Source organism: Oceanicola sp. 22II-s10i, assembly GCF_002210105.1.
Classification (GTDB): Bacteria; Pseudomonadota; Alphaproteobacteria; order Rhodobacterales; family Rhodobacteraceae; genus Pseudooceanicola.
In genome coordinates, this window is record NZ_AQQU01000020.1 from 15,282 (window position 1) to 42,127 (window position 26,846).

The window sequence follows — 26,846 nt, forward strand, 5'->3', positions numbered from 1 at the left end:
ACACCCGCAGGACAAGCATATACACATACGAAAGCGGAGCATTTCCTGCGAGAGGGGCACCGATATTATGAAAATAGAACGTATTGAAGTATTTAACTTTCGCAAATTGCGGCGGGCCCGTCTGGACATGTCGGGCAGGCAGACTCTGCTCGTTGGGGCCAACAACAGCGGCAAGACATCTGCCATGAAGGCGTTGCGCAAATTCCTCAAGGATCGCGGCGGCATCGACACGCGTGATGTTACAGCATCAAACTGGATCGACATCGAGCAGGTCGCGAGTGCCTGGACGCAGGAAGCCGAGGCGGATCTCAACCCTCTATTAGATAAACTCCCGTTCCTCGACGTCTGGATCCATGCGGAAAATTCAGAACTCCATCATGTCGCGCATTTGATCCCCACATTGACTTGGACCGGCGGATATCTCGGTGTTCGCCTGCGCCTTGAACCCAAAAAGGGGGTCGATATCAAGGCGGGCTACCTCGCCGCTCGCCAAGCCACCGAGGAGCTAAAGCCGGGTGGCACTTTGGACAATGGATTTGCGCTTTGGCCGCGCGATTTTCGGGAATTCTTGGACAAGCACCTGAAAGATCTGTTCCAACTGAACGCTCATCTTTTGGACCCTAATAACTTTGCAACTTCCGGAGAGGTAGTTCCACCGCCCCTGCCGGCACTGTCAGAGGGGTTCGGCGCCAACCCCTTTGCCGGCCTAATCCACATTCGTGAGATCAACGCTCAGCGTGGGTTCGCCGATGCCGGTGACGGGAACCATGATGATGGTGAACTCGTCCATACTGACAGCCGCAAGATGGCAAGCCAGATACAGACTTATTTTCGGAAACATATTGACCCTGAAACGAATCCCACGCTGAACGACGTCAAAGCGCTCATGGCGATTCATGATGCCGAGGCCACCTTTAATGACCGCCTCCAGGATGGCTTCGCCAACGCAATTAAGGAACTGGAAGAACTCGGCTATCCCGGCGGCCTCAACAATCCGAAACTGCTTATAGCTACGCAGATCAAGCCCGTTGACGGCCTCAATCACCCGGCGGCTGTGCAATATGATATTTCGGGCAACTCATCCGGGGTAAACCTGCCCGAAAGCTACAACGGCCTGGGCTTCCAGAACCTGATATCCATGGTGTTTCAGCTCATGCGCTTCCGGGATGACTGGATGCAGGTAGGTAAATTCAAGTCACAGGTGGTCACCCCGGAGGACAAGGGCATCGAACCCTTGCAACTGGTGCTGGTCGAGGAGCCAGAGGCTCACCTGCATGTTCAGGTGCAGCAAGTCTTCATGGCCAAGGCCCACAAAGTGCTACGCAACCATGAGGATCTGGAGAAAGAGAACTCGGCTTTCACCACGCAGCTGGTCGTGAGCACGCATTCGGGCCATATCGCACACGCCGCCGCTTTTGAGGATTTGCGTTATTTCAAGCGCGAACTGCCAAGTCCCGGAGTTGTTCCCACAACCACTGTGGCAAATATGACAGGGCTCTTCGGCGCGGACACAGAAACTCGTCGCTTCGTGACGCGCTATCTGTTGAGCACACATTTTGATCTATTCTTCGCCGACGCGATCATCGTTATCGAGGGTGCCGCAGAGCGGATCCTGTTGCCGCTTCTGATCCGGCATCACTACCCCGACTTGGCAGCGGCCTATCTTTCCTTCTTGGAGCTGGGCGGCAGTCACGCGCATCGGATGCGGCCTCTGATCGAGGCGCTGGAGCTGCCGACGCTGATAATCACCGATCTCGATGCTGCGACGAAGGTCAAGAAAGTGGTCAAGAATGGCGAAAGGAATGTCTGGGAGTCGGCCCGGCCGCGCTCGGGGGCAGCTCAGGAAACCACGAACCACGCTCTGAAAACCTGGCTCCCCGAGATGGCAGAGGTCGACAAGCTGATGGTCGCACCGCCAAATACTCTCTGCCATACCGATGCCACCCAGACCATCGCCGTCTCTTTTCAGACACCGCAAGTGGTGACGCTGGGCGAGGAGACTCAAACCATCACGCCCAGCACGTTCGAGGATGCTCTCGTCCTGACCAACCCGGAAGCCGTGAAAGACGCCGCAAAAACGGATCTGGCCTGCCTCATGACCCGTGATTTTGGCAAATACATCGATGCCGTGTCCACGCCTGAGGACCTCGCCACGGCGCTCTTTGAGCGGTTGGCCAATAAACCAGAGAAGGCTGCCTTCGCGCTCGACCTCCTATATATCAAGGAGATTAAAGCGCTTCGGGCGCCGCCCTATATCGATAGTGGCTTGACTTGGCTCGCGGGCAAGCTGAAGGGCGGAGTAGGTGCAATATGACGGACGTAAGCGACGACACCCGCGACGCTGGCGCTGATGCGACGATCCGCGCGTGTCTGTCCCTCGATCAGCCGCGTAGCTTCTTTCTCTATGCTGGGGCGGGATCAGGCAAGACTCGCTCTCTCAAGGACGCACTGGAGGGGTTGGACACTCAGACCCTGACCACCTTGCGCAAACACAGCCGCAAGATCGCCGTGATTACCTATACCAACGCCGCCGCAGATGAGATCACGCGCCGCGTCAAGGCTGATCCAGTGTTTCAGGTGCAGACCATCCACAGCTTCGCTTGGTCGCTCATCGAGGGACGAACAGCAGATATTAGAGGCTGGCTTGAGAGAAATTTGAAAACCGAGATTGCCGAGATCGAGGTTGCCCAGGCGAAGGGAAAGGTAGGCACCGCCGCCCATGACGAACGCCTCAAGAAGATGGCTTCCAAGACAAAACGGCTGGGGCGCTTGACTGAGATCCGAGCCTTCACCTACGCGCCTGAGGGGGACAATTTCGGTCGCGACGCGCTGCAACATGCCGAGGTTATTGCGCTCACCGCACATTTCCTGACTGAAAGCGAGACGTTCCAAAACATCGTTCTGGCGCGCTACCCGTTCATCCTGATCGACGAGAGCCAAGACACGATGAAACCATTGATGGAGGCGCTTTTGACCTTCGAGGTGCGCCATCGCGGCCGCACCGCCTTAGGGTTGCTCGGGGACACGATGCAGCGCATTTACAGCGATGGTTTGCGCGATCTCGACAAACGCGTCGGGGATTTCGAGCAACCGGCGAAGCAGATGAATCACCGCAGCCGTGCGCGGATCATTGATCTGGCTAATGCGATCCGGCGCGAAGACGATAGCCGTCAGCAGCGGGCACGCGAAGACAAACCGGGTGGCACCGTGCGCGTCTTTCTTGCACCGAACGAGCGCACGGATCGCGCAGCCTTCGAAGCCTATGCCCAGGCGGAGATGGCGCGTATCACCGGAGACCCCGCGTGGCAGGACCCGGAGACGATCAAAACCCTTACGATCGAGCGTCACATGGCCGCTGCGCGTCTTGGTTTCAGCGACCTGTTTGAGCCCCTAAGCAAAGCCGGCAACCTCAAGGACGGGTTTCGCAATGGAACCCTGCCCGCGATGCGGCTTTTCACACATCGGATCTTGCCATTGGTGGAGGCTCACATTAGTGGGGATGCCTTTGCCGCGATGGCGTTGCTGCGCGACGGTTCACCGTTAGTAGATAAGAAAATAATCCGGTCGGACCGTGGGGGCCAAGTCACAGGTCTCGATCAGGCGCGAAAGGGCGTCGAAGCCCTAATGACGCTGTTTGAGGACGAACGGGATCCGTGCTGTGCCGAAGTGTTAACGGTCGTGGCCGAGCACCGGCTGTTCCCGATCCCCGGCCAGCTTCGGCTCTGTTTGCCTGATTACGATTCCGTTGCCCAGGACTTGGCGGACAATATCGACGAGCTGGATCTGGACACGTCCGAGGCCATACCACCTACCGAACACAACTTTACCGAGGCCTGGACGCAGGCCCTTGAGGCCCCGTTTTCCCAAGTGGCGCGCTACCTCGCCTACGTCGAAGACCGAAGCCCATATGGCACCCATCAAGGAGTCAAGGGGCTGGAATTCCCCCGTGTCATGGTTATCGCTGATGACGCCCGCACACGCTTTAAGGGCCTTGCTTCCTATGAGACGCTGTTTGACGTGAAGCCTTTGTCCGCAGCCTCTCGGAAAAAGGCGGATCAGGGCGAAGAAACTACGATCGAGCGCACCCGCCGCCTTCTCTATGTCACCTGCACGCGCGCAGAAGATAGTCTCGCTCTTGTCCTCTATTCCGAGTCTCCCGAAACGATCCAAAAGTTTCTGATTTCCAAAGGATGGATGGCCGAGGACGAGGTTGTGATGGTTGAGGCAGGCACGTTCGATCAGGAAGCTGCACCGCAGAGCTGAACTTGTTCAGCAATGACCGCTGAGGGCCGTTCGCAATGGGCACGCCGATGCGGCGACTACAAACTGCATCAACATCGACACAGTCACCTTGGGCGCGAAGCCGAAATTGCGATCTACGAAGGCTGGCACCTGCACTGCCCCCGAAGACAGGCGTGAGTATCATCTGCCGCCTGTCGTGATTGCCCGGGAAACAGTCCTTCATTATTCCCACTCGCCCGAGACCTCTCCGGCAATTTAGCTGCTCTAACCGTCAATCGGATCAGGCAGAAATTAGCCCGTTTCGCCAGTTTGGCGGGCCGGATTTGGGTGTGAACGGGAATCGTGATATGCATGCCCAAGGAAGGAGGTGCTCTCTATGAACACCTTGGAATTCCATATTCTCAGTAGACTCGGAAGTGAACGCGAGGTGCTCGCAACCGATTTTCGGGACTGTCACGGCACGCTCGCGCTATTGGTCCAGCAGGGGCTCATCGAGCAACGCTCAAGCGACCTCGGCGACTATTTGCGGATCACGCAGAAAGGACGGCGAGAGACTGTGACCGTGCTCGACTCCTTCTCTCCCGATCTTACTGGGTAGAAACTCGGAGGATATGACATGCAACCGATCGCAGCATCACGGCAAGCAAGCGCCTTGCGACGCGCCCACGGACGCAGGGCGGAAGTCCTTGTCGGCACCAAAATCAGAACGTGCGAAGACACCGGCCATCATGACGAGGCCAAAAACTGGAAGATGATTCAACAGGTTCTGAGACAACGAAGCGGCGCATCAGAGAGCTGACCTGAAAACGAAGCGGGTAGGTCATCCTAAGCACCGAAGCCTATGAAAATGCGGCCCAAGCGCTACGGCATACTCGCCCCCGGGCCATCAAAGAACCTCTCGCACCAGTCGGAACCCAAGATGGTCCGGCGGCAGTCCGACGGCGCAACCACCGACACTGGCATCGCGGACAAAGTCGATGATTGCCGCCTGATGACGACCGCCCGCAATGCGCACCCCGCAGTAGGGATCGCGGGCAGTGATCACACCATCGTCTCCGATCTCTCCGTTTTCCATGCATCCATCCGTCCATTCCCAGACATTGCCGCCCATGTCCGCCAGGCCGAGGCTGTTTTCGCCAAAGCCGCCGCGCGGTCTTAGCGCCGGACTGGAACTGCCACGTAGAAATACGCCGCGCTGGTATTGCGACAACATGCGTTCTCCGGGGTCGAGGTCGCCTTCATCCGGGGCCGCATCACCCTGACGCTCGGCGGCAGCCCGGTGCCACTCCAGCACGGTCGGAAGACGCCATGTCTGGCCGGTCTGTTCGGATAGCCACGCGGCGTATGCAGTCGCGTCGATCCAGTTGACGTTTGTTTGGGCCAGCCCGCCAGTGCCGGTGTCCACGTCAGCACAAGCGCCTTCCGCAACGCAGGCCATGTAGTCCCGTCGCGAGACCTGGTATTTCATCATATCGAATGCGCCGACCGGAAGCCTCTGCACGCCCGGTGTCGCGGCTTTGCCGTCGCGGCTGAAGTTGCCAAGCGGTCGATACGCAACCTCACCAGCAGGCACCCGCACGACATCCCCTTCAAGGGATGCCGCGTGCAAAGCCTGGACGGCAACCCGATCGCGCGCCTGATCGCCAAACCAAGCCCCTGCCCCAAGGCCGCAAACCAGCGTCAGGCCAGCCAGCCCGATCAACACTCTCATCCTGTCCATATCGGCACCTCATCACGAAAAGGGGGCGCCCGGATAATCCGGCCGCCCCAGTCACCTTCCGCCTTGGAACAGCCGCGCCTTATGGCAGCGCGGTCTTGCCTTCGTAGGCGCCGTTATACTCGACAGGCGCCTGAACCTGCTCCATCAGGTCGTTGTTCCAGTTGCCCTCGACCACCACGTGGGCCGTCGCGCCGAGGTTCACAGCCTCGATCAGGTTGTGGTTCACGTAGGCATAGACGCCCGGCTGGAGGAACTCGTAGAGAGCCGCGCCGGCGGACCCGCCCGCGATGAACCACGTTTCGAGGTCACGTTGCGGCGTGTTGTTGAACTTGCCGCGTTCCCAGACGAGGTCGCCGTGGCCACCGATCAGGTGGGGCCGGGTATCCCGGTTGGCCTGGCTGTGCACGAACAGGACCTTTTCGCCCTGCGCCGCGTGCAGCGCATTGTCCCCGGTCAGGGAGCCGACCTTGCCGTTGAAGACCACGTGGCTCGGGATCAGGCCGTTCATCACCTCCAGCGTCTCGGGATAGCTTTCGGCCACGTCCTCGAACCGCTTGTAGTCGCCGTTTTCGTCCTTCGGGATATAGAAGTCGTTCTCCCCGATATAGAACACGCGGTCATAGCGCACCGGATCGCCCTTGTGGTCGGTCAGACCACCACGGGGCAGGACCATGATACAGCCGGACATGCCGCTCACGACGTGCCAGGGGATCATGGGGCCACCCGGGGCGCAGTGATAGACGAAGGTCCCCGGACGCGTTGCCTTGAACCGCAACGTGGTCTTTTCACCGGGGTTGACCAGCGTCAGGGACCCGCCCCCAAGCGCACCGGTCGCCGAGTGAAAATCGATGTTGTGCTGCATCATGTTCTCAGGCGAATTGAACAGTGTCAGTTCGACATAGTCGCCTTCGTGGACAACCATCATGGGGCCGGGAACCGACCCGTTGAAGGTCATGGCCTGAAGGTAGGCACCATCGTCGACCTCGATCTCCTTCTCGACGATCTGCATCTCGAATTCGACGATGCGCGGTTCGGCCGGGGCTTCCTGTTCATGTTCGTGCACCATCGGAGGACGCACGAGCTTGCGCTTTATGCGCTTCAGGCTCGACAGATCCACGGGGGCTGCCATCGAGGTGTCCATGATCTCTTCGGCCTTGGCGGCCTTGGCGAGAACGGGCAGCGCGGCAATGCCGGCGGCGCCCATCAGTGCGGCTCTTCTCGTCAGCATTTTCAATCTCCTTTCAGGTATGAATGCTGTTTGAGAAGACGCTACCGGCCCTGGTGTTTTCGAACGTTGCGGAAACACAAACTTCAGGACCGAATGCCAGCCGAGCCGACGATTTTCGCCCCGAGCGGCCGAAGCAGGTCGCGTTCCGATGGCGACATGAGAACGGCCGCAGTCGATGCGGCATCCGCAATCGCCGCACTGTCATGACATATCGAGACTGGCCCGAAAGTAAGCTGCGCGTCACGCCTGGGATCGAAGATGTGTCCGATACCCGCGACGGGATCGACCAAGGTGCCCGAAACATCCGAAGTGGCGATTGCGTGGTCTTTCAAGGTGACGGTCCGGCCGCCGGGGATCGATACACGCCATCCCTGCCCGTCCCCAAGGGCCCGGATTTCTCCTGCGTTCACCAGTATGTCCCGGAGACCGGCACTCTTCAGAAGAGAGGCAAGGCGATCCGTTGCATAGCCCTGTGCGATCCCGTTCAGGGTCAGAGCCATACCGCCCCTTTGAAACCTAATAGCCTGCGGGGATAGCGACACATGTTGAAATCCGACCCGGCGACGCGCGTGCTGCACTTCGTCCGCCCCGAAACGGCGTCCTTCGCCAAACGCACGAGCATGAAGGTCGAACAGCGGCTGGACCGTTGGATCGAAGGCGCCTTCCGTCGCCGTGAAGACCGCCCGGGCCTCCGACAAGAGATGCAGCATGGCGGGATCGGGGTTACGCAGAATCTGATCCCGGTTCAGCTGAGCCAGGGCGCTGTCCGTCCGGTAGAGCGAGAAGAGGCTCTCGATACGCGAAAGCTCCAATTCAAGGCCGTCAAACAGGGAAGCCGCCTCGGCCTGCGAAATGCCGCAAAGGGCGATCTCGGCGCGCGCGCCAAGGGCTTGCCCCCGCCAGTAGGCGACCTCTCTGCCCGCAGCGGATGCACGGCCAGCCGCAAGGGTCGCGGCCGACATGGCAATGAAACGACGTCTCGAGAACCGGGTCATTGCATGACCTCCCCGTGGGCGGCATGCCCGCTCATCCCGATTTCCGCGGGACGCACGTAACTTTCCGGCACATCACCCCATTGGACGATGCGTCCCCCCCTTTCCGCTACGAAGGCGGTCGCATCCTCACGGCGGCTGAACGGTAGCGCTTCCGGCACCCCCATTCCGCCAAGCTGATCGCTCTCGATGACGAGAAAGGCCGTTTCGGCAGCCTGCCAGTTGGCGATACCCGGCACGCTCCAGCTTTCCGCGTGGCTCATGTCGGAGACGAAGACCGCAGTGACCTCCATTTCGCGCTCCGGGTCATGCATATAAGCGGCGGCATCGGACACTTGGCTGAACCAGAGCGGCTCTGCCCGGCCTTTCAGGTGGACCTGTGCCTTGGGACCAGGATGGTCCGCGACAAACATCTGGCAGTAATGGCCGAGCGCATCGTCCGTCATCTCGACGGGGACAACGACACTTGCCACATCTTCCTTGCAGGCGGTCAGGGCCAGAGACACGGCAAGGGCGAACACAACTTTCTTCATGGGACAATCCTCTTGGTGCGGGCGGAGCCGATGGCGATGGTTACCACCAGCCAAAGCCCGAGGGCGGCCAGCGCGGCCACCGGCGGGAACGGAAGTGTTTGCGAAAGGCCGTCGATCCCCGCGACGGGCGCGGCGTCGATCATGGCAAGGTTGTATAGGCGGAACGCATCGGCGGGGTTCGCGATGACAAGCCATGGGAAGACATGAGTGGCGAAGATGCCCTCACCCGCCGCCATGATGGCACCCAGAAGCGCGACGTCATAAAGGACGACCAGCAGCAGCCAGACACCCACAGCGGCCGCGGCGGCCCGCGCGGTTCGCCCAGTCAGCGCCGACAACATCAGCCCGATCCCGACGAAGATCGCCCCCAGCCCGCCCGCCGAAAGCATCAACCGGAGCCAAGCCGACACGCCGTCCCGGCTGGTTTCGGCCAGGAAACCGATGATACATCCGACGGTGCCGAAGGCGATCAGGATGGCGACGCAGACCGCAACCGTCTGTGCCAAAAGCTTCCCGACGAACACCTCCCACCGACGGACCGGCGTGGCAAAGGTCAGGGCAAGAGATCCTCGCTCGACCTCTCCGGAAATCGAGTCATAGGACATGAGCAAGGCGATCAGCGGGATCAGGTAGACCGAAAGGGTCGCAAGGCTGACCGCCGTCAGCGTCAGCACGTCGACCTTCAGGCCACTTCCCTGCCCAGCACCAAAGAGCGCCAGCGCCAAAGCGAACAAGCCAAGCACTGCGGTTGCCAGAATGACCCAGAGGTTACGTCGCGCCTGCCGCAACTCCTGTCCGAAAACGGTGCCGATGCGCGTGCTCATATCTGGTCCTCCGCCGGGCTCATTCGGGAAAAATGCCGGTAGATGTCGGTGAGACCGGGAGGCGCAATCTCGACGTCCCGAAGCTTGTCATGGTGCCGCCCGAGGCGCGCAAGAAGGTCCACCTTCGCGCCCTGCGCGCAATCGAGGTCCAGGCGGCATCCGTTGACCCGCCGCCCGCCGAATTCGCCATGAAGATCGTCTGCCGCCCCCGGCTTGGCCGATATGCGGATCGTGGTCGGCAAGCCCGCTTCCTGAGCCAGCTCGGCCAGGGTGCCCTCAGCCGTCAACCTCCCGCGGGCGAGGATCGCGATGCGGTCCGTCTTGTCCTGCACCTCCTCAAGCCCGTGCGACGAGAGCAGCACGGCGGAGCCCCGGACCGCCGCATCGGCGATCACCTCGTAGAACTCGTGGCGTGACACCGGGTCGAGACCGCTGGTCGGTTCGTCGAGCAGAAGAAGCCGCGGTGCGCCGATCAGGGCCTGGGCCAGCCCGAGACGCTGGCGCATCCCCTTGGAATAGGTCCCGACCGCCCGATCGGCGGCATCCAGAAGGCCGACACGCGCCAGAAGGTCCGAAACCTCGGCCTTCGGTGTTCCCCGCAGGCCTGAAAAATAGCTCAGCACCTCGCGGCCCGACAGGTTCCTCTGGAACGAGACGACCTCGGGGAGGTAGTTCACGGCCTCTCTGGCCGCGTTGGACCCCGGCGCGCGGCCGGCGACGGCAACGGTGCCGGAGCTTGGACGCAGGAACCCGAGAACCGTCTTGAACAGCGTCGACTTGCCGGCTCCGTTATGGCCGAGCAAGGCCAACCGCTCGCCGGGCTGAACGGACAGCGAAACATCGTCGAGAACCTGCTGCCCACCGAAAGACAGACAGAGAGCATTGATGGCGAGGATTGCAGTCATGATGGATCTCCTTGCGGCAGTCCGGTTCCGGTCGGCGACGTCAGCGGATGGGTATCGGTCACGCCCCCGGGCAATAGCCCGGGGAACCTTGACTGCGACCATCGGATGAGCTGCATGGCCGGTGCCCCCATCAGCAGCCGTGCCGCCGGCTGCGACCAGACAAGACGGTCGATGCTGTCATTAGGCCGATATGGACTGTCGGCGATGCCATCGCCGTTCACGTCAAAGGCGACGTGATCGGACCAGTAGTTGCCGATGCCGTCGGCCGACCATTCCATCCACGTGGTGCCGACGTATTTCACCTGGGTTCTGTTACCGATGAAGGCGTTTCCGGCCAGCACGTTGCCCTGGCTGCCTGCGGTGAAATGGACACCGATCCCACAGCCTTCGAAGCGGTTGCCCTCTAACCGGTTGTGGTTGGAATTGTAGATGAACAGGCATTTTTCGCCGCCATTGCGCACTTCGTTCCGACGCATTTCGGCGCGATTGGCGAAGTTCATGAAAAAGCCGTGGTTGGAGTCTCCGTCCGACAGGTTCCGTTCGACGATCAGGCGCGTCGAATACATGAACGCAAAGCCCATGTCGTTGTCGCGGCTGATATTGTCCGTGACCTCGATCCGGTTGGCATACATGGAATGGAACGCGAACCGCAGATTGCTGAAACGGTTGCGCCGGTAGACCGCGTCATTTGACGTCGTGATGAACACGCCGTCCCGGCCTTTCGAGATCTGGTTGTCTTCGACCGTGAGACCCGGTGCGTTCCAGACGTAAATGCCCGGTCCGCGTTCAGCGACACGGAGGTCGTTGCGGCCGTCGATCCGATTGTTTCTGATGGTGACATCACGGGCACCATGGACGTCGATCCCGATCAGGTTCCCGTTCAACGTCACTCCGTCGATGATAGTGCCCTTGGCCGCCTTCGTCAGGCGAATGCCGCTGTCGAGTTCGCTGAGCCGGGCACCCGCGCCCGAGATTGTGAGCGCGGTGATCGTCACGCCGCCGGTATCGACCGTGACGACGGAGCCCTCGCCCGGACCTTCGATCCGGGCAAGAGGTCCCGTGAGCGTAACAGGTGTCTTGATAATCACCGGCCCGGCATAGGTGCCTTCCCCAAGCACCAATGTATCGCCGGGCCGGACGGTCGCGAGGGCCCGCACCAGCGCCCCCGGTCCCGGCCGCACCTCGACCGTCTCCGCAAAGGACGCAAGCGGAGCGAGGCAAAGGGCCAGCACGAAAACCAGAGAGCGCATGATCCGATCCCCTCCCCTTACGCGACCGGTTTCACGAGCATGCGGCCGCGCATCTCCATGTGGAGCGCGTGACAGAACCACTGGCAGTAATACCAGTGCACGCCCGGACGGTCGGCGGTGAAGGTCACCGACGCCGTGGCCTGCGGACCAACCTCGAAGGCGATGCCGTGATTGCCCAGGGTGAAGCCATGGGTCAGGTCGTCGACCTCGTCCATGTTGGTGATGTAGACCGTCACCTCGTCGCCCTGTGTCACCTCGAACTGATCCAGGCTGAACGCCGGAGCGACCGAGTGCATGTAGACCCGCACCTTGTTGCCGTCCCGGATGACATCGGCACCGTATTCCAGTTCCACACCGTCCTTCTCGGCCTGAAGCCGCGCCTCTTCCCACAGGCTGTCACCACGGTCATAGATCGACACGGGGTTCACCTTGTCGGCGCGCACAAGGATACAGTCGTGCGGCTCGGCAAAGGTCGGGCCGTCGTGAACAAGCGCCATCTTCTCGCCCGAGATGTCGATCACCTGGTCGTTCTCGGGTTTCAGCGGACCCACGTTCAGGAACCGGTCTTTCGAGAACTTGTTCAGCGAGATCAGGAACTGCCCGTCCGCCTCAAGCGTCTCGCCCATCGTGGTGTGGTTGTGGCCCGGCTGGTAATGCACGTCGATCTTCTCGATGATCGGGTCGACGTCTTCGCCGTTGAAGGCTTTGATGGCGTCCTCGATGTTCCACTTCACCATCTGGCTGTCGAGGAAGAGCGTCGTGAACGCGTTGCCCTTTCCGTCATATGCGGTGTGGAGCGGGCCGAGGCCCAGCTGCGGCTCAGCCACTACGGCCGAGCGCGGTTCTGCCCCGCCGAAGACCTCGGGCAGCTTGGTCACGTCGATCACGGTCACCGTGGGCGACAGCTTGCCGTTGATGCACAGGTGGCGCTTGTCGGGGGCCATGTTGCAGCCGTGCGGGCTGTTCGAGACGGGGATATACTGGGTGTATTTCCCGGCTTCACGACCGTCGATGACCTTCACACCATTGTATTCGGTGTAATCCCCGGCCGCGATGCCGGCCTCGATCGCTTTGATGTCGAAGACGACGACCCAGTCCTGCTCGTTGGCGGTCATGTCCGCCAGCGTGACCCCGTTCTCGGAGTTGTAGCAGGTCGAGAAGGCATATTTGCCTTCGTAATCCGCGTCGCAGTTGTCGAGGTTACCGTTGACGATCACCTGCCAGGCGATCTCCATCGTGTCGCCGTCGATGGCGGTGAAGATCGAGACGTATTTCTCGGGCTCATCCAGCACGATGCCGTCGTTTGGCAGCGGGATGCGGTGTTCGCCGTTGGCGAACACGTAGCCGGTGCGCGGGTATTTTTGCGGCCGCAGACCGTGGATATCCGACGTGTTCGGGATCTCGATGATCTTGTCGGTCTTCATGATGTCGCAGCGGATGCGCGCGACACGGGTGTTGGCCTTGTCGTTGGCGAACAGGTAGCGCCCGTCATAGGTGCCCTCGGTAAAGGACATGTGCGGGTGGTGCAGGTCTCCGTTGTCGTAGGTCACGCGCCCCCGCTTGGCGAGGAACTCTTTCGTCTCCGGCAGAAGCCCCTCGGTCAGGATTTTCAGGCTTTCGTTGGTGGACCCCCATCCGGTTGCCGAGCAACGGTTGAACACCGGGATGCGCATAAGCTCACGCATGGACGGCACGCCGATGATGCGCACTTCGCCCGACTGGCCTGAAGACCAGAAGCCGTAGTAGCTGTCCAATTCGCCCGGTGCGACCTCGATCGAGGCCGTCGCAGCCGCTGCCTTGCGGGTCGAGGCAAGCAGGCCCAGTCCGCTGGTGCCGGCGACGGTCGCGAGGGCCGCGACACCTGCTGTTCCCTTGAACAGCCCCCTGCGGGACACACCTTTGGTTTCTTCGCTCATTGTCTTTCCTCCTTCATTTGGCATTGGAAAGTTGGTTGGGATGACCGAGGTTCGGTCGTTCGGCATGGGCCGCGAGCGCTGCCGCCGATGCCGCGTCCTTGGCGCGCCGTTTGTCGGTCTTGATGACGACCGGACAGCGCGCGTGATCCTGGTAGAGCACCTGACAATTCAGGCAGGAGATGCACTCGTTCGGGTTGATCTCGCCCGTCGGGTGGATGGCATCGACCGGGCAGTCCGTCGCGCAGAGCTGACACGGGTTGCCGCATTCCTTGTAGCGTTTGAGCCAGCGGAACATGTGCAGACGCGCCGGGATGGCGAGGCCGCCGCCGAGGGGGCAGACGTAGCGGCAATAGAACCGCTCGATGAACAGCCCCGGCAGCAGAAAGGCGAATGCGATCAACACGTAAGGCAGAGGCCGCGCGAATTTCAGGATGATCGCAGTCTTGAACGGCTCAACTTCGGCAAACCGCTCGGCCAGTTCGAGCGAATAGAGCGACAGGCCGAAGAGTCCAAGAAAGATGATGTATTTGACCGCCCAGAGCCGCTCGTGCAGCCCCCATGGCAGCGTCACCTGCGGCACTCGAAACTGGCGCGCGATCTTGTTCGACAGTTCCTGAAGCGCGCCGAACGGGCACAGCCAGCCGCAGTAGGCCCCTCGCCCCCAGAACAGCAGGGCTGCCGCCACGGCGAACCAAAGGATGAAGATCAGCGGGTCCATCAGGAAGGTGTTCCACTGGAAGTCGCTGAAAACAGCGTTGACCACCGCGAGGATGTTCACGACCGAGAGCTGCGCATTGGCGATCCAGCCGACAAAGACGAGCGTGAACACGAGGTAGGCGTTGCGCAGGATCGCGAAGGTTCGCGCGTTCCGGGTCGCGAAGGCCTGGAAGAAGAAGATGCCCGACAGGAGCGCCAGCGCGGCGGCAAGAACGATCACCTGTAGCCGCTTGGTATCCCATATCCGTTGCCAGAGCGCGTCGCGGGCGTCCGTGTCGGCCGCTGCCGGTTCTGCCTGTGCGACGGGTTCAGAAGGAACCTCGCGCACATATGGGGACGGCAACTCGTAGCCCAGATCATAGGTCAGGAAGACCTTTTCGATCGGACCGACGGCACGACTGACGAGGAATTGCAGCCGGAAGGACCGGGCCGGATCGAACCCAGACGCTGCGGGGATGATGAACAGGTCCATCTCTTCGAAATCCGGTGCGCCCTCGGCCGCGATCTGTCCGATGCGCTGATGCCCGCGATCGCGAAACCGATAGGACATCTCACCCTGGATCAGCTGGAAACGGTCGAAAATGCCACCGCGCACGTAGCCCGAGCCCTTGAAGGACCATTCTCCGGCACCGAATACGGCGATGGCGTGGTCCCCCGGTTCCAGCCGTGCGGCCAGATTGTCCCAGCCCGCCTCGCCCAGCAGCGGCCGCCCAATGGCTGGATGGCTGACCAGCGCTGTCCGGACGTCGACATAGGCCTCATCGGGTGCCGCTGTTTCCGCGTTTTTCTCCGTCCGCGGATCACCGAGCGCGGCGAAATCCGCATTGATCGTTCCGACGTCCAGCATGAGGCGGCGAATGGCACCATTTCCGGCCAGCGTTTCCCAGTCGGTCACTTGACCGGCATCGGGGGCGATCTCTTTCCGCGGACCTGATGCGGACGGGGCCGCGAAACCGTCCAGCCCCAACGCGCGGGCAGCCTTCACGCCAGCCCTCAGGATCGAGTCGTCGATCACCATGATGGTGACCGTGGCCCCCGAGACGATTTCCAGGTCATCCGTATCCCTCGGCCCCGCCACGGACCGTAGATCGAACCCGGTATAGTGATTTATAACCGCCCGGATCTCGCTCTCGGGGATACCGACCAGAACGATCGGCTCCGAATGCTTGATCAGCTTAGCACCGGTCAGATGTGCCTCGGGCGAGAGGCCGACGAGTATGTGGATCGGTTTGCCCGAATACCCGGTCGTGGGCACGAAATCAGAGGTCAGGAACACCCAGCCGATCGTGTCGCTCCCCTTCAGCGTCGGCACGAGCCCGTCGTCGCGCGGAACACCGAAGGCCTCGGCTCCAGGCACGAGGTCCTGGGGCTCTACAGCCTCAATGAATTGATCCACCAAAGGCGCCGCGAAGGCTTGAACAGCAATGCCCAACAGGACGGCCACCGCCCAAGCAATCTGGCGTATCGCGCTTCGCATCTTCTCGCCGCCTCACATCAGCCCAAACTTCTTTAGGCGTTGCTTAAAGGCGGGGCCGGGTGCGGAGTTTGCGATTGAGCAACGTTCTCGGCGAATTGCGGGTGCGGAGAAACGAAAAGCGGGGCCTTGGGCCCCGCACTGTCTTTCTTTCTTTTCCCCGCGGTTCAGGCGGCTGTGGTCTCGTCTGTCTCCGGCTCCTGCCTGATACCGCGACGGAAGGCGGTCAATCCCTGCCCTACCTCGCCCATGATCGAAGAAATCTTGCCGCGCCCGAACAGCACGATCACGACGACGAGGATGATCGCCAGACCCGGCAATCCGATATTGTTCAGCATGACGTCATGTCCTTTTTTGCAATTACACCGGCACGTCGGCCGCGCCTAACTTCGCATCAAAGGCGAAGAACGCTGGTAGACATGCGCTTCCCTGCGGCTGCTGTCTTTGCGCTTCAGCAAACTCGCGAGGTTTCATTCGCCGATCTGCCGTTCCAGAAGAAAACTCTGGATCTCCTCCGCCGGTGAGAGACCCGGCTGTGTCTCGCCCTGAAGTTCCTTTGGCACGGTCCAGCCCGGTTCGACGCCGGTCATGTCCGGGAGCTCATGCGCGATACCCTTGTGACAATCGATGCAGGTTCGCTGACCGGACAGCAGGTATTCGGTGTGGATCTCCGCCGCGCGCGGAGATTGGCGGCTGAGGTCCATCGCCACTTCGGAATGGCAGTTCCGGCATTCAAGACTATCATTGGCCTTCAGCCGCGACCATTCACGCTTCGCCATGACCAATCGGTGTTCCAGGAACTTCTGGCGGGTATCGATGGTCCCGAAGATCTTGCCCCAGACCTCTTTCGACGCCTGCATCTTCCGAGCGATCTTGTCGGTCCATTCATGCGGCACGTGGCAGTCGGGACAGCCTGCCCTCACCCCGGACCGGTTGGAGAAATGGACGGTGTGCGACAGCTCTTCGAAGACGTTGTCGCGCATCTCGTGGCAGGAGACGCAAAAGTCCTCGGTGTTGGTGTATTCGAGCGCAGTGTTGAAACCGCCCCAGAAGATCACCCCGCCAACGAACCCGCCCAAGGTCAGGAACCCGAGCCCGAGCGTTCCGGCAGGGGTCCAAAGGACGTCCCAGAACCAGCGGAAAGGGGCAAGTATCCAGCGCATGTCACTCGCTCCCCGCGCCCGACGCACCCAATTCGGACATGTCCGTGAAGGTATTCCCGATCAGCGCCGACGTATCGGCTTGCGGCACATGGCACTGAGTGCAGAAATACCGACGAGGGGACACGTCGGCGAGCATCTGAGCGTCGCGCGTCATGTAATGCGTGATCGAGATCATCGGGGCCCCGGACCCGAGTGAATGTTCGCGTTTATGGCAGGACATGCAGCGGTTCGCATTGACCGACAGCTGGTAACCCTCGATCGAATGCGGGATCACCGGTGGCTGTTCCGGATAAGCCCGCATCTGGCGCACGTCGTCGGTCACATAGCGTTCCAGCGGGGCGGCTGGCACAGGCTCCATCGGGTTGGGGGACGGTCCGGAAAGCTCCGGCACGTTCTGAGCAAGAACGAAGGTCGCCGTAAGGCAGGTGCCGAGGATGGTCGGGAGGCGAAGATGTCTCATCAGACCTTCTCCACGCGCACAGCGCATTTCTTGAAGTCCGTCTGTTTCGAAATCGGGTCCGTCGCATCCAGCGTCACCTTGTTGATCAGCTGGCTGGCGTCGAACCACGGCACGAAGATCACGCCGGGCGGCATCCGGTTGCGACCGCGCGTTTCGACCCGGCTGCGTATCTCCCCCCGGCGCGAGATCACCCGCACCTCCATCCCCTGGTTCAGCCCGCGTTCCCTGGCGTCGATCGCGTTCATGAAGACCTTGGCCCCCGGAAACGCCTTGTAGAGTTCCGGCACGCGCATTGTCATCGACCCGGAATGCCAGTGTTCCAGCACCCGGCCCGTCACCAACCACATGTCGAACTCCCCGTCCGGACTTTCCGCCGGCGGCTCGTAGGGAACCGCGATGATGACAGCTCGGCCGTCGGGCTTTCCATAAAACTCCCAACCGCTGCCGGGCGTCACGTAGGGATCATAGCCTTCCTTGAAGCGCCACTTGGTCTCCTCCCCATCAACGACCGGCCAGCGCAGCCCTCGCACCTCGTCGCTTTGGTAGGTGTCGTAGGGCGCCAGATCATGACCATGACCGCGCCCGAAGGCGGCGTATTCCTCGAAGAGGCCCTTCTGGAGGTAGAAACCGAAATCCTTCGCCTCCTGGTTTTCGTAGTCGTCGCGCACCTCATCCAAGGGGAAGGCATCGACCTGACCATTGGCAAAGCAGACCTCGTAGAGCGTTTTCCCCCGGTATTCAGGATGCGCATCGAGGATTTCGGCCGGCCAGATCTCGTCTGTCGTGAAGCGTTTCGAGAACTCGACCAGTTGCCAGAGGTCCGACCGTGCCTCACCCGGCGCATCGACCAGCTGGTGCCAGGCATGTGTCCGGCGTTCAGCATTGCCGTAGACACCTTCCTTCTCAACCCACATGGCGGCGGGCAGGATGATATCGGCGGCCATGGCGGTAACTGTCGGATAGGCGTCGGAGACCACGATCATATTGTCGGGGTTCCGGTAGCCCTGGTAGGTCTCGTTCTGCGAGTTGGGTGCCGCTTGCAGGTTGTTGTTCACCTGCACCCAGTAGAAGTTCAGCACGCCGTCCTTCAGCATCCGGTCCTGAAGCACCGCATGGAACCCCGGCTTGGTGTTCAGCAGGCCGTGTGGCAGCTTCCACAACTCCTCCGCGTGGTGCACATGGTCCGGGTTGGTCACCACCATGTCTGCAGGCAAACGGTGCGCGAAGGTCCCGACCTCGCGCGCCGTGCCACAGGCCGAGGGCTGACCAGTGAGCGAAAACGGTGAATTGCCCGGCTCGGAGATCTTCCCGGTCAGAAGGTGGATGTTGTAGACCATCTGGTTCGCCCAGACGCCGCGGACATGCTGGTTGAAGCCCATCGTCCAGAGCGACATGACCTTGGTGTCCGGGTCGGCGTAAAGCTCTGCCAGTTCTTCCAGAAAGCCCGGCTCGACCCCCGACAGGTCGCTGACGTATTCGAGCGTGTAGGTCGAGACATGCTCCTTGAACGCCTCGAAGTCCGACGGTTCCATCAGCCCGGCATTGGCCGCGCCCGTCGCAGCCTGCTGACGCGGGTCCTCGTCGCGCAGGCCGTAGCCGATATCCGTCTGCCCCTTCATGAAGGTGGTGTGCTTGCCGACGAACTCCTCGTTCACCCGGCCGGTCTGGATGATGTGGTTGGCAATGTAGTTCAGGATCGCCAGATCGGTGCCCGGCTTGAACACCATGGGGATGTCGGCAAGGTCCATGGACCTATGCGTGAAGGTCGACAGAACCGCACACTTCACGCCGGGCGTGCCCAGCCGACGATCGGCCAGGCGGGTCCAGAGGATCGGATGCATCTCGGCCATATTGGAGCCCCAGAGCACAAAGGCATCCGCATGTTCGAAATCGTCGTAGCAGCCCATGGGCTCGTCGATGCCGAAGGTCCGCATGAAAGCAACGGCAGCAGAGGCCATGCAATGTCGCGCGTTCGGATCGAGGTTGTTCGACCGGAAGCCCGCCCGCATCAGCTTGGTCGCGGCGTAGCCTTCCAGCACCGTCCACTGGCCGGAGCCGAACATACCGATGCTCTCCGGCCCCTTCTCCTTCAGCTGCTTCTTGACCCGCTCGGCCATTACGTCGAAGGCCTCGTCCCACGTAACCGGCTCGAATTCGCCGTTCTTGTCGAATTCACCGTTTGTCTTGCGCATGAGCGGCGTGGTCAGGCGGTCCTCACCATACATGATCTTGGACAGGAAGTAGCCCTTCACGCAGTTGAGGCCGCGGTTGACCTCATGCTGCATGTCCCCGTGCGTGGCGACCACCTTGCCCTCCTTCACGCCAACCATTACGCCACAGCCGGTGCCGCAGAACCGGCAAGGCGCCTTGGACCACTTGATCTTCAGGGCTTCGACACCGCCCGGAACCGGCTGCGCAAGCGCATCATGCGGAAGCCCTGCGGCGGATGCGGCGAGCGCAGCAGCCTGTGCCTTCAGAAGCTGACGTCGGTTCAGGTCGAGTGGCATATTGGCTCCTCCGTTTCGTCGGGTTCTTCTGCGTGTTCGAAAACCATGTTCGCCACGAGCACGCCGGGCATGAGATTTATCTCGGTCAGTCGGTCCCCAAGCTGACCGGTGCTGTCACCCTCGATCGTGATGATCAGCCGGGTCGCATCGCCACCGTGGATTTCCACCCCTTTCAGGCTCATGAGACCTTCTGCGACGGCATCGCGATGCGTGTCCCTGACGCTCACAACTGCAGACGAGACGTGCCAGCGCTCAGGCATCGGCAGGCTCCTTTCTCACGGCATGAATGGCATCTGCCGGGCACGGTGCGACGCAAGCGCCGCAGCCCGTGCAGGCCGACTGGTGTAGGATCGGCAGGAAAGGCCCACCGATCCGCGGCTGCATAGAAATGGCCTCCTCCGGACAGGCGTCCCGGCATGACATGCAGGTGATACCGGCCTGCACGAGGCAAGCGTTCGAAATCACGAACGTGTGGGACAAGCGAAAATCAGTCGTAAAGACCGGTGCCTCGCAAACCTCCGCGCAGGTGCCGCAGAAGGTGCATTCCCCCCGGACCGGCAAGAGGATCACACCGTCATCGGAAAGGCCGAGAACCCCCTCGGGGCAAGCCGAAACACAATCCCCGCAGCGCGTGCAATCACGGAGCGACACCAGGTTCACACCCGGCGGCCTCGGCCTGAATTCAGCGGGACCAGTAGACCCTTTCAGGAGTTGCCGACGGGATATGCTGGCTTGGGCTGGCATGGCGCATCAATGACCGAGTGGTCCCGGTGGACCCGCAATGATCTGATACATCCAAACAAGGAAGCCATAGCCACCGACAACACCAACGGCGATGACGGGCCAGATTCCGAAGGCGAGGACGAGAAACCTGAAAATTTCCTGCCGCCTGCTGAGAGGCGGGGTGGTTCCGGTTTGGTTGGCGCTGCTCGAAGTCATATCAGACCTCCGAAAATCACCATGCCGAGTAAAGATTTGGTTAACGAAGCGACAAGCACTCATTAGATTGAGCCGTTGCGCCCGCAGTGAATCGGCATTTCGATTGCATCATTGCAGACCGCACCGCCATCACGCAACCGTGAGCCCCCCGGTCGTCGGATTTTGAGCGGCATTCAACCGAAGCCTATCCGGGTTCGACATGGTCCTGCCGTGCCGCGTCACCCCTGCGGCCTGTGCGCTCTTTTGCCGGGTTGTATGCCATTGGTCGGCAGCACCAATCGAACGCGCGGAACTTCGATTGCGGTCGTATTTCTTGACGCCTCACATGACCGCGGACAGATAACATTTCCGCGATCTGGACAGCAATTATTTTGCGACGTCGCGCATGCATCGTGCGGCTTAGGTCCGGCAAAACGCGACTTGGTTCAGGCTTTTTGCGACCTAACGCAGACATCCTACGGCTCACACCAGAGATAGTGCGACCAGCACCCATGCAAGATACTGAAATTACGCCGTTAAAATGCCCCCTGAATCAAGAGAATCCCAGAATCCTAAGAATCCCCGAAGGGTGTAGGTTGGGTGGTTGTTTTTTCTGCCTGCATCTTGCACCCCGAATTTTGACCTCCACAGAAACGACCAATATTCGCCGACATGAACACAGACGCCGGAACGCAGATCGCCGGCGCCATGAGCGTTCAAATTGCCTACCGCCCGACGACGGCTGATGCGAACGGCAGTTCCTGTTCAATGAGCCGATCTGGTAGGCAGAAAACGCCATCGCCAGCTACATCGACTGATCCGCAATCCTGTCAGGCGGCATTCCTCGCCAGGCTCCCAGAACCCGATCACGTTGGAGCGGAAGCTCCAGATGTGTGAGAACCGCTCGCCCACGAAAACAGTGCGGTCCAAAGGGAATTGGCAATTACCCGCGCAGTTTTCTGTGGTCGCGTGAAGTCGGCAACTCTTCTCGTCCCGAGGAACCTCTGACGTTCACTGTTCGACGTTTGATCGACCCGTGCAACCCCGTCTGTCCAGCGATGCTAAAAAAGGATTTTTCTTTGTCGTCGGCTGCACCCAGGTCCTTCCCGAAAGGACCTCAACATGCCAGCATCTCCGAATACCACAGCCGCTGAAGCCACTCCCGTCACCCCCACGTCAATGGCCTCCAACGCTGACCTCGAGCGGTTTTTTGGCGACTGCGGCGATGACACCCGCCGCTTGATCATGCGGCGTCTTGGGTTGCCGAAACGCAAGAGCCGACCGTGGACTGAGATCTGGTTTGCTGTCGGCCTTGAGGCAGAGCAGCCGGAAGCCCTTTGGGACGAACTCACCCTGGGGAGCAAACGCAGGAACATGTTGTGGGACGCGGCCCGAACGGCAGAGCACGCCGGCCTCGCGTCATCAACCGTGAATGGATACTGCCACAGCGGTGTGTTTAGGGACGGCTTTCCCCGGCCTCTGATCAATATCAGCAGGCGGATCCGCCTCTGGTTGCCGCTCGAGGTATGTGGCTACGTCGCTCCTTCAGTCTACGCCGAACGGGCAGCGATGATCAGGCGTCGGCCGGAGCAGACCAAGACCGAAAAGCCGATCGTGCCAGTCTCCTACACCGGCACAATGCAACCGCTGCCGCCGAAAAACTCAGAATAGATTGGCGTCCCCTCTCCTCGGGCCGACCGCGAGAGCCGCATTCCGTCTGGAGAGAATGCGGATCTCGCTTCGGACCAAGAAGAAATGGCCAAGATTACAGGCACAAGAAAGGATCGAAAATGTTCCAGACCATCGACCAAATGACCAAGGGCAAAGCGACGCCGGTGATTCCAAGAACCTGGGCCGCAATTTCGGAATTTCTGCGCGAGAAGGTGTCCGCGGGCGCCTCGAAGAGTTCCGCAACCAAGACAAAAAGCGCCGTGAACGGGCTGCTGAAGGCAAAGGGCATGATTGCTGACAACGCCCCGCTGAATCTTGCTTGGTTCGATCAGATGTTTCCTGCGAATGCCTGGGACCCCACGACCATGCCTTTCGAGCAGAAGACCTACCAAGATTACCGCAACCGGGTTCGTCCACTTCTCGAAGAGATGTTGGGCGTCGTAGAAGAAAAGAAGGCTCTTCGCGCTGTTATCGACGACTGGGACGACGCTGCCTCCGAGTTTGAAAGGCTCGACATAATCGCCGGGCCCAACTGCAAGAAGAAGATGATCCCGATCCGGAACACGCTGACGATGGCGGCTCGACGTATCGACATCCTACCAGCGGAACTCGACCAATTCGTTCTCATGCGCATATACGACGCAGCAAAAAAGAGTGAGCGGAAGAGTATCAGAAAAGCATCCGAACGGATCGCCTACGGACAGCAGGCGTGTCCTGATATTGCGCGCCGATTTCCGCACCCGATCACCCCCATCGTGGCCGACGGTGTCTTCCGGTATGCCGTCCCAGCGCATTTCAACTTCGAGTTGGAGGAGTTTGTCGAGAAAGGCGCTCGGATAAGGTATATTCGCGCCAAAAAGATGTACGAATACGTCGCCGATGGCACCCGTGTGGGTATGCGCACGTCGATGCGAGCCATGATCGATGCTTTTATTGCTACAGGGCACCTCAACCCGCGCGCAAACAGCTTTTCCGCATGCCTCGAAAATCCAGATGCGCTTGCGGATATGCTCGGGCACATTGTCGAACGCATTGGAGACGACGGGATTACTGCACGTCACGCCACGACCATTGTGGCGCGACTTCCTATCATCTTCGCCCGGAACGGCATTGATGATGCCGTGCTCAGAGGCTTAATCAAGGAGGTCGAGGAACTCGGCCATCACTCCAAGAAAGCGGGCATGCCGGAGCGGACGAAACAATTCTGCCGAGCGCTTATTGAGCGAAAGAAGTTCCGCAATAGCTTTCTTCTCGCTCACGCCACCCCCAGGGTAATTGCTCAAGACATTCTGGACCGTGCAGCCAGCGAAGCGCGTTCGCTCACGCGTGAAGAACGTGGTCAAGTCATAAGAAACGGAGCCGTCGCACTCTTCTGCTCGATCGAGATCGGTGGGGCACCGGCACGCGTCGAAAACGTGCTGGAAATGCCATTCGGCGTCGACAAAGCCTGGATGCGACTGGCGAAAAAGGATGTCCAAGTCGTCATCCCAGGAGCATTCGTCAAAAACGGCGAAGAGATCCGCTTTACGATGCAACCAGGCCCACACCGGTTCTCTGAGACTGTTCTTTGGTATCTCGCAAACGTCCGTCCATTGATTCTGACAGACCCGGATACCGGTGAAATGGCGTCCAGCCCTTGGCTCATACCGATGTTGAGCGACCCTGACAGGCCTTGCCCTTATGAGACATTTCACGGGTGGTTTGTGCGTATCATGCGCGATGATGTTGGCGTGCCTTGCACACCGCATAACTACCGGCACGGACAGGCATCGCTTCTCTATCACAGACATCCGGAGCGCATCGGATGGATCGCAGTGCGACTGGGCGATACGCAAGAGACTGTGCTGCGATACTACGCCTGGGTTCATAGTGAGAAGGCAATGGCGGAAGGCCAGCAACTCATTGCAGACATGATAGATTCGTAGGAGATCGCGAAATGAATAGAGATCCGCGCGACTGGAATGCTCTGGTCGAAGCTCCCGAACTCGCCGAGGTTTCGGGACTTTCCGGCTTTCGCGACATTAAGGTCGAGGACCTCCGGAAACTTGCCGAACTAATTCGCGATTTCGCCGGTGGTTCTCTCTCGGGCATCACGATCGAGACCGCCTCCGAATTCGGAGGCTCAAGCCGTCATCGGCTCCAATGTGCCAAGCGTGCGTTGCGCGACCTTGTCGGTAAGGAGCACCCCGCGACTGAATCGCTCAAAGCCGCGTTGAGCATGATCTCATCAACCAAGCGGAGGGGAACACGACACAAAGACGACCGGCCGCGGGTTGCTGTCCTGAACGAACCGCGTTGGGATAATTTCCGATCAATCGACGCGACCCAGACAATGCCATTGAACGAGCTGCGAGCCGTCGACCGCTTCATGGCGTTCAGTGAAACCCATGGACGTGGCACAGAGACCGATGATTTCCTGGCCTTCGTCGCAGATCAGGAATCCTCCATGCTGCTGCGCACCCTCAGGGGTGGACTGGAAAAGCTTCTCACACCTGCCCATCCGGCCATTATGGCGGTTGAGCAAGCACGCAGCATTAAAGAAGCGGAGCGCTACCAGAGGCGAAAGCCAGAGCCTAAGACCGAGCCTCAGACGCGTGCCTTGCGTGCATCTGTTGCGCGGGATGAACTGCCTTCTGAATGGCTGGGGCTGCTGGACAAGTTGCTGTCGGGGAAGCCGATCCGCGGGCGAAAGCTGTCTCGGAAAACGGTTTCGAACATGACCGGGGCTGCGCGGCAGATGATCTACTCCGCGCGTGAAGAAGGTCTTCCTGATGCAATCAATCTCGAAACCATCGCAGCCTACGACAAGGCACTCGAACATCGCGGCGTTCGGGCCAGCAGCCGCCAGATCCTTTTCGCCTCTCTCCAAACCTTTGCTAAACGTCTTGGTCTCGATCGAGATCTTGTTCGGGATCTCGCGGACCTTGTCGGTCACTACGAGCGTGCCTCGAGGCGGGATGTGAAAGTCAAAGAAGGAAGACTGGCCGACCTTCCAGACCTACAGGCGATTTTTGAAAAAGCAAATTCTCTGCTGGATGAAGCTCCCAGTATCATGGACCGTCGGAGTCGAACTACACAATATGTAGATGCGGCTGCCTTGCCCTTCCTCTCGCTAATCCCTTTGAGGAACGCGGACACTCTTCTGCATTGGGGCAAGGAAATCCGATACATCGGCGATGATGATCCTTCCGATTGGGGTCTCGATGAGCAGGGTGAGCATGTTTCCTATTATCTCGATCTGCGCACATCAAAGACAGACAGTGCCCTGTCTGGCCCTCTTGCCCCAATTCTGACGCCATTCTTGGATGCGTTGATCCTCCGGGGACAGGATGAAAGGATGCTCCCTGATCTACGGAAAGCGATCATGCGGGCCCATGCTCCAGTGTTCCCGAAAAGCGATGGGCAGGTGCGTAGTATCCGCAATCTATCAAACCGGTGGCACGTTCATCTGGGAACTGGCTCCGTGATAAGCCGGACCCGTATTCACACGCTGCTCGGGGCCCTCGGAGCACGCGGCACGCGAGCGGCGCTGGCGCTCTGCGCCCAAAGTTCGCAGCGGACCGCAAGATGGTATGAGGCGGTCGGGTTGGAGCGTCTGCGGATGAGTGAAAGCCAAGACATGGTTGCGGCCATGATCGAGATGGACGAAGAGGCGGAGGCATTGCTGGCGCTCCTGTAAGCCGAGTGTTTCCTCGCCTGGCCTTCCACCAAGCTTTTCCGGTCCAGTGGGTGAAGACCCACTCCACCGAAAAACGAGATGATCGACCAGAGATTTCTCGGAAGATTGTCGGACTGGACGAAGATTGACCCTTCGTTTGATGCTTCGTCGTTTCACATCTGTCACTCCCACGGGGTGAGCTCGTCGAGGCTCGTGTGGGGGCGTTGGTAGTTGTTGTCGTCGCGCCATGCGGAGATCAGCTCCCTGGCATGACGCAGGTTGGCGAACATGTGCTCGTTCAGGCACTCGTCCCGGAGACGGCCGTTGAAGCTCTCGACAAAGCCATTCTGCATGGGCTTTCCTGACGCGAAGTAGTGCCATTCCACTTGGCGCTCCTCCTGCCAGCTGAGGATGGCGTTCGAGGTCAGCTCGGTCCCGTTGTAGCTGACCACCATGCAGGGATGGCCTCTGACCTCGGCGATCCGATCCAGCTCTCGGGCGACGCGATAGCCGGAGAGCGAGGTATCGACGACCGTCGCAAGGCATTCGCGGCTGAAGTCGTCGATCACGCACAGAATGTGAAAGCGGCGGCCAGCGCTCAGATTGTCCGAGACTGTCTGACGTCAGCACCCATCGGACAGATTTAGGGGTTTGAGCAACGGAGGATT

General features: G+C 60.2%; 22 protein-coding genes and 1 pseudogene. 6 read left to right on the top strand and 17 right to left on the bottom strand.

All coding sequences use genetic code 11. The features are described from left to right. Window positions 1-67 precede the first annotated feature (67 nt). The 3 genes from ATO6_RS23455 to ATO6_RS23465 all read left to right on the top strand — a co-directional run bounded on the left by ATO6_RS23455 (window position 68) and on the right by ATO6_RS23465 (window position 4,840). Window positions 68-2,314: an ATP-dependent endonuclease gene (locus tag ATO6_RS23455; protein ID WP_088626374.1), complete on the top strand. Its 2,247-nt coding sequence runs from the start codon at window positions 68-70 to the stop codon at window positions 2,312-2,314. Further along, on the top strand, window positions 2,311-4,263 hold the full coding sequence (locus tag ATO6_RS23460; protein ID WP_088626375.1) for a UvrD-helicase domain-containing protein: 1,953 nt from the start codon (window positions 2,311-2,313) through the stop codon (window positions 4,261-4,263). Before ATO6_RS23455 ends, ATO6_RS23460 begins: the two co-directional genes overlap by 4 nt. A gap of 355 nt (window positions 4,264-4,618) precedes the next feature. Beyond that, window positions 4,619-4,840 carry a hypothetical protein gene (locus ATO6_RS23465; RefSeq protein WP_088626376.1) on the top strand — a complete coding sequence of 74 codons (222 nt, stop codon included), beginning with the start codon at window positions 4,619-4,621 and terminating at the stop codon, window positions 4,838-4,840. Window positions 4,841-5,128: 288 nt separating this feature from the next. On the opposite strand, the gene ATO6_RS23470 is transcribed toward ATO6_RS23465, so the two are convergent. From ATO6_RS23470 to napE, 16 genes are all read right to left on the bottom strand, one after another. Further along, window positions 5,129-5,944: an SUMF1/EgtB/PvdO family nonheme iron enzyme gene (locus ATO6_RS23470; RefSeq protein ID WP_254919257.1), complete on the bottom strand. Its 816-nt coding sequence runs from the start codon at window positions 5,942-5,944 to the stop codon at window positions 5,129-5,131. A 97-nt stretch (window positions 5,945-6,041) separates the two neighbouring features. After that, window positions 6,042-7,190: a copper-containing nitrite reductase gene (gene nirK, locus ATO6_RS23475; protein ID WP_088626377.1), complete on the bottom strand. Its 1,149-nt coding sequence runs from the start codon at window positions 7,188-7,190 to the stop codon at window positions 6,042-6,044. 83 nt (window positions 7,191-7,273) lie between these two features. Beyond that, window positions 7,274-8,185: an FAD:protein FMN transferase gene (locus ATO6_RS23480; protein ID WP_088626378.1), complete on the bottom strand. Its 912-nt coding sequence runs from the start codon at window positions 8,183-8,185 to the stop codon at window positions 7,274-7,276. Then, window positions 8,182-8,715: a nitrous oxide reductase accessory protein NosL gene (locus tag ATO6_RS23485; protein ID WP_088626379.1), complete on the bottom strand. Its 534-nt coding sequence runs from the start codon at window positions 8,713-8,715 to the stop codon at window positions 8,182-8,184. The genes ATO6_RS23480 and ATO6_RS23485 overlap by 4 nt, the downstream gene beginning before the upstream one ends. Continuing rightward, window positions 8,712-9,539 carry an ABC transporter permease gene (locus ATO6_RS23490; protein ID WP_088626380.1) on the bottom strand — a complete coding sequence of 276 codons (828 nt, stop codon included), beginning with the start codon at window positions 9,537-9,539 and terminating at the stop codon, window positions 8,712-8,714. Before ATO6_RS23490 ends, ATO6_RS23485 begins: the two co-directional genes overlap by 4 nt. Further along, window positions 9,536-10,444: an ABC transporter ATP-binding protein gene (locus tag ATO6_RS23495; RefSeq protein ID WP_088626381.1), complete on the bottom strand. Its 909-nt coding sequence runs from the start codon at window positions 10,442-10,444 to the stop codon at window positions 9,536-9,538. Before ATO6_RS23495 ends, ATO6_RS23490 begins: the two co-directional genes overlap by 4 nt. Beyond that, window positions 10,441-11,694, bottom strand: a complete 1,254-nt coding sequence (locus ATO6_RS23500) for a nitrous oxide reductase family maturation protein NosD (RefSeq protein WP_088626382.1) — start codon at window positions 11,692-11,694, stop codon at window positions 10,441-10,443. Before ATO6_RS23500 ends, ATO6_RS23495 begins: the two co-directional genes overlap by 4 nt. Window positions 11,695-11,711: 17 nt before the next feature. Next, a complete protein-coding gene (gene nosZ, locus ATO6_RS23505) occupies window positions 11,712-13,610 on the bottom strand; it encodes a TAT-dependent nitrous-oxide reductase (protein WP_088626383.1) in 1,899 nt (632 codons plus the stop codon). A gap of 13 nt (window positions 13,611-13,623) precedes the next feature. Then, entirely contained in the window at window positions 13,624-15,804 is a 2,181-nt protein-coding gene (locus ATO6_RS23510) for a NosR/NirI family protein (protein WP_088626384.1), read from the bottom strand. Window positions 15,805-15,968: 164 nt separating this feature from the next. Continuing rightward, a complete protein-coding gene (locus ATO6_RS23515; RefSeq protein WP_088626385.1) occupies window positions 15,969-16,139 on the bottom strand; it encodes a twin-arginine translocase TatA/TatE family subunit in 171 nt (56 codons plus the stop codon). A 132-nt stretch (window positions 16,140-16,271) separates the two neighbouring features. Further along, a complete protein-coding gene (locus tag ATO6_RS23520; protein ID WP_088626386.1) occupies window positions 16,272-16,964 on the bottom strand; it encodes a NapC/NirT family cytochrome c in 693 nt (230 codons plus the stop codon). A gap of 1 nt (window position 16,965) precedes the next feature. Next, complete coding sequence (locus ATO6_RS23525) at window positions 16,966-17,424, bottom strand: nitrate reductase cytochrome c-type subunit (RefSeq protein ID WP_088626387.1); 459 nt, start codon at window positions 17,422-17,424, stop codon at window positions 16,966-16,968. Next, the gene (gene napA / locus ATO6_RS23530) at window positions 17,424-19,931 is read right to left on the bottom strand and encodes a periplasmic nitrate reductase subunit alpha (protein WP_088626388.1); all 2,508 of its coding nucleotides are present in this window, start codon (window positions 19,929-19,931) and stop codon (window positions 17,424-17,426) included. Before napA ends, ATO6_RS23525 begins: the two co-directional genes overlap by 1 nt. Beyond that, window positions 19,916-20,191, bottom strand: coding sequence for a chaperone NapD (locus tag ATO6_RS23535; RefSeq protein WP_088626389.1), 276 nt, complete (start codon window positions 20,189-20,191; stop codon window positions 19,916-19,918). The genes napA and ATO6_RS23535 overlap by 16 nt, the downstream gene beginning before the upstream one ends. Beyond that, window positions 20,184-20,675: a ferredoxin-type protein NapF gene (locus ATO6_RS25655; protein WP_088626390.1), complete on the bottom strand. Its 492-nt coding sequence runs from the start codon at window positions 20,673-20,675 to the stop codon at window positions 20,184-20,186. The genes ATO6_RS23535 and ATO6_RS25655 overlap by 8 nt, the downstream gene beginning before the upstream one ends. A gap of 6 nt (window positions 20,676-20,681) precedes the next feature. Then, complete coding sequence (gene napE, locus ATO6_RS23545) at window positions 20,682-20,933, bottom strand: periplasmic nitrate reductase, NapE protein (RefSeq protein WP_369597080.1); 252 nt, start codon at window positions 20,931-20,933, stop codon at window positions 20,682-20,684. A 1,038-nt stretch (window positions 20,934-21,971) separates the two neighbouring features. On the opposite strand from napE, the gene ATO6_RS23550 reads away from it, so the two are divergent. From ATO6_RS23550 to ATO6_RS23560, 3 genes are all read left to right on the top strand, one after another. Beyond that, window positions 21,972-22,520 carry a hypothetical protein gene (locus tag ATO6_RS23550; protein ID WP_088626392.1) on the top strand — a complete coding sequence of 183 codons (549 nt, stop codon included), beginning with the start codon at window positions 21,972-21,974 and terminating at the stop codon, window positions 22,518-22,520. 119 nt (window positions 22,521-22,639) lie between these two features. Then, window positions 22,640-24,445 carry a hypothetical protein gene (locus ATO6_RS23555; protein WP_088626393.1) on the top strand — a complete coding sequence of 602 codons (1,806 nt, stop codon included), beginning with the start codon at window positions 22,640-22,642 and terminating at the stop codon, window positions 24,443-24,445. 11 nt (window positions 24,446-24,456) lie between these two features. Then, window positions 24,457-26,199 carry a hypothetical protein gene (locus tag ATO6_RS23560; protein WP_088626394.1) on the top strand — a complete coding sequence of 581 codons (1,743 nt, stop codon included), beginning with the start codon at window positions 24,457-24,459 and terminating at the stop codon, window positions 26,197-26,199. Window positions 26,200-26,360: 161 nt separating this feature from the next. On the opposite strand, the pseudogene ATO6_RS23565 reads toward ATO6_RS23560, so the two are convergent. Then, window positions 26,361-26,792: pseudogene (locus ATO6_RS23565) on the bottom strand (integrase core domain-containing protein); the annotation flags it as partial. Window positions 26,793-26,846 lie beyond the last annotated feature (54 nt).